Raw genomic sequence first — 3,420 nt, forward strand, 5'->3', positions numbered from 1 at the left:
TATGTCCAGGTGTACGGTCAGGAGGCGAACGCCCGCTCCAGCCTGGGGATCAGGTCCCGCAGGTCCTGTTCCCAGCAGCCGCCGTTGTGACCGCCGTTGCACTGTGTGCCCCAGCCGGAGCCGTCGCCGTAGTCGACGTAGTGGTACGGCATACCGAGCGCGTCCATGCTGTCCTTGACGTGCTGTGCCGCGCCTTCGAGCCAGAACTCCGGTTCGGTGGGGACGCCGGCGCCGTTGCCCACGTAGACGGAGACGCCGATCCCGGCCAGCTTGTCCATGTGTGCGGCCGGATCGACCTCGTTCCACCGCCGGTCGGCGTTGAACACCGGGTAGGGCGAGCCGAACAGGGCGTCGCTGTCCACGCCGGGCTTGTAGGGGGAGTTGTCGGGGTCGCAGGCTCCGGAGGACGAGCCGCAGATCGCTCCGAGCGCGTCGGTCACGGAGGCGACGACGGCCAGCCGCAGGTCCATGGACCGGACCGACAGGTCGATGTCCCCCGACAGGGACGCCGTCTGGCTGAACAGGTCGGGTCGGACCTGCGCGTAGTGCAGGGCGCCGAATCCGCCCATGGAGACGCCGGCGACGGCCCTGGCCTTCTTGGTGGGGATGGTCCGCAGGTTCGCGTCGATGAACGGGATCACCTGCTTGAGGTGGAAGTTCTCCCAGTTCTGGGCGCCGAGTTGCGTCTTCTGGTTCAGCCAGTTGGCGTACCAGCCCCGGGCGCCGCCGTCCGGAATGACGGTGATCATCGAGTCGGACATGGTCAGCGCCGGATAGTTCTGCCGGATCGGGTCGTCGGGCGAGCCGTGCAGGAAGTACAGCACGGGGTAGCGCCTGTTCGGGTCGTCGTAGTAGCCGCTCGGCAGGATGATCTTGATGTGGTGCTTGCCGGAGACCTCGGGCGTGGTCACCGTGATGGTGAAGTTCGTGGGACCGCCCACGGCCGTGTCGACCTGCGTGAGTCCGAACCCGTTCGTCAACGGCGGCGGTGCCGTGCCGTCGGCGGCCTGCGCGGGACCGGCCGGCAGGGCCAGGGCCAGGGCCAGGACGACGGCGGTGACCATCCCGGTCGCCGTCAGTCGCCGACGGTTCGATGTCCTTGCCAAAGCGTGCCTCCTCGTGAGCTTTCCTGCGGTGCGTCGATCCACTGGAAGTACGGGTCGCTGTCGAGGTTGTCGGTGGTGATCCGGTCCCTGCTCGAGCTCGCCCTGCCGCCGGCTCCAGGCAGCGCGCCATCGAGCCGTCCCTCCCGTACGGGCGGTTCCGCCCGGACACGGTCACGTTAGGGAGGGGCGATGAAATTCCTATGACACGGCAGCCGTCGCGAAGCCGTCCCCGGCCGGCAACCGGCCCGCACGGCCGGCGCGTCGCTCGGCTGGGCACGCGCCCGGCATCCCCCGCGCGTCGCTCGGCGTGCACGTCCCCGGCGCCGCCGGCTCATCCTCGCCGGCGTCTTTGTGCGAGACGGCTCTGCAGCCGGGCGTGACGGAACTGGTAGACCGCACCCGCCTGGCGCAGGACGCCGCGCTGGTAGGCGTCGTCCAGGAAGGCGGCGACGGCCCAGGGCAGACGCCCGGTCAGCGGCAGCCAGACGCGGGCGAGCAGACACCACTGGCCCCAGGCGGTTAGGGTCAGCGTGTAGCCGAGCGCGCCGCCGAGACCGCTGATGGTGCCGAGCATGAGACTGGCCGCGGGGTCCGTGACGAGCCGGCCCAGGTGCCCTTGCAGCAGATCCACCACCACTCCGGCACCGAGTCCGACCGCCGTGCCGAACACGGGTGCCCAGAAGCACAGTTGGATGAGCACCGTCCGGCGGTCGGCGCGCAGGACACTGCCCGGGCTGACGGCGGAGAGGATGTCGAGGGGCGTTTCGAGGAGGCCGAGGAGACAGAAGGAGAGGCCCGCGGCGCCGCTGAAGACCAGGCCGAAGACGATCGCGTCGATCAGCCCGGTCTCCAGCGCGGGCGCCGGCCCGGCGTGCAGGCTGAACGCCCGCAACAGGCCGACCACGAACCCGTAGGCGCATCCGAAGAACGCGCCGCCCAGGGCGCCGATCACCAGCCGGGAACCCGCCCGCCACTTGGTGGTGCCCGGCCGGCCGCGGATGCGCAGCCGTACCGCGGACGGCTGGACGTCCTTGCCCGTGACCGTGTACGTGAACCAGTGCACCAGCCCGAACAGGAGACCGGCCAGCAGGCCGACGATCGTCCCGTCCAGCACCCCGCCGGCCGGTGAGCCGCTGAAACCGGCGGACATGGCGCCGTCGACCAGTCCGATGACCAGCGCGGTGACGAGGGCGGTGACCAGAGTGCGGGTGGAACTTCGCAGACCGTGGCCGAGCCGCCACCAGGCCAGGTCCGGAGTCCTCAGTTCCGTCAGATGGCGGGCGAGATGGCCGAGCCAGCGCTGGACACGCTCGGGGTCCCAGTCGCGCGCACCCGGTCGGGACCGGCGATAGACGGTCGGCAGGAAGTTGTCGAGCAGGTGCTCCTCCAGCTCCTGCGCGCTCGCGAACAGTTCGGTGTCGAGCAGCTCGGCCGGATCGTGCTCCGGCGTGTCGCTGTAGACGGTGCGGGCGAGCGCCACCATCAGCGGTGTCGACAGGACCGTGGCGAGCGGGGCCGGTGACCCGTCCGGCGAGGGCTCGCGCAGCTTCTTCAGCACGGGCTGCCAGACGCCGGCCGCAGGGTCCGAGCGGTCCGTCTTGCGGGTGGTGCGGGGCAGATAGTGGTCCAGGTCGTCCAGGGTGAGGTCGGTGAGCTCGATCGCCGCGGCCGAGGTCAGCACATCGGTCTCCTCGACCGCGGCGGCGTACTCGGCGGGGCGGCTGGTGAGCACGAGGGGCAGCGTGGTGGCGTTGAGGGCCTCGAGCGCGGGGCGGCGCAGCCCGTCGGCCATCTCGTCGAAGCCGTCCAGCACCGGCAGTACGCGACCGGAGTCGACCAGCGCGGAGGCCAGGCTGACCTTGTCGGGCCCCGGTGCGGCGGTACCGGGATGGTCACGCGTCAACCGCTCGGTCAGCCAGTCCCGCAGGGTGACGGCCGTGGGATCCCAGGCGCCGATGCTGAAGATCACCGGGACGGGCTCGGCGGGCGTCCGCGACCTCAGATGGTCGAGGACGAAGCGCAGGGTCAGGACCGTCTTCCCGGACCCGGACCTGCCGAGGACCACCAGCCGCCCGGAGGGGACGTTCCGGTAGGTCTCCGCGATGCCCTCCAGCCGGCCGCTCAGATCCAGCGGGCCGCCCGGGGCGCCCGGCGGGAGGCGGAGGATGTTGGCCCAGTGGTCGGTGAGCGTCTCGCAGGCGGTCTTCCAGCAGACCGGCAGCGGGTACGGGTCCTGGATCCGCCGCTGCTCCTCCTCGCGCCCGGGGCGCCCGGCGGGAGGCGGAGGATGTTGGCCCAGTGGTCGGTGAGCGTC

General features: G+C 71.2%; 2 protein-coding genes. Both read right to left on the bottom strand.

Annotated elements, in window-relative coordinates; all coding sequences use genetic code 11:
• Positions 1 to 17 precede the first annotated feature (17 nt).
• On the bottom strand, positions 18 to 1,064 hold the full coding sequence (locus tag H5J33_RS28030; RefSeq protein ID WP_181797627.1) for an alpha/beta hydrolase family protein: 1,047 nt from the start codon (positions 1,062 to 1,064) through the stop codon (positions 18 to 20).
• Between the two features lie 373 nt (positions 1,065 to 1,437).
• The coding region (locus tag H5J33_RS28035) for an NACHT domain-containing protein (RefSeq protein WP_220212812.1) at positions 1,438 to 3,420 on the bottom strand (1,983 nt) is incomplete at its 5' end.

Origin of the sequence: Streptomyces sp. WELS2, assembly GCF_013870595.1 — a bacterium.
In the GTDB taxonomy this organism is placed as follows: domain Bacteria; phylum Actinomycetota; class Actinomycetes; order Streptomycetales; family Streptomycetaceae; genus Streptomyces.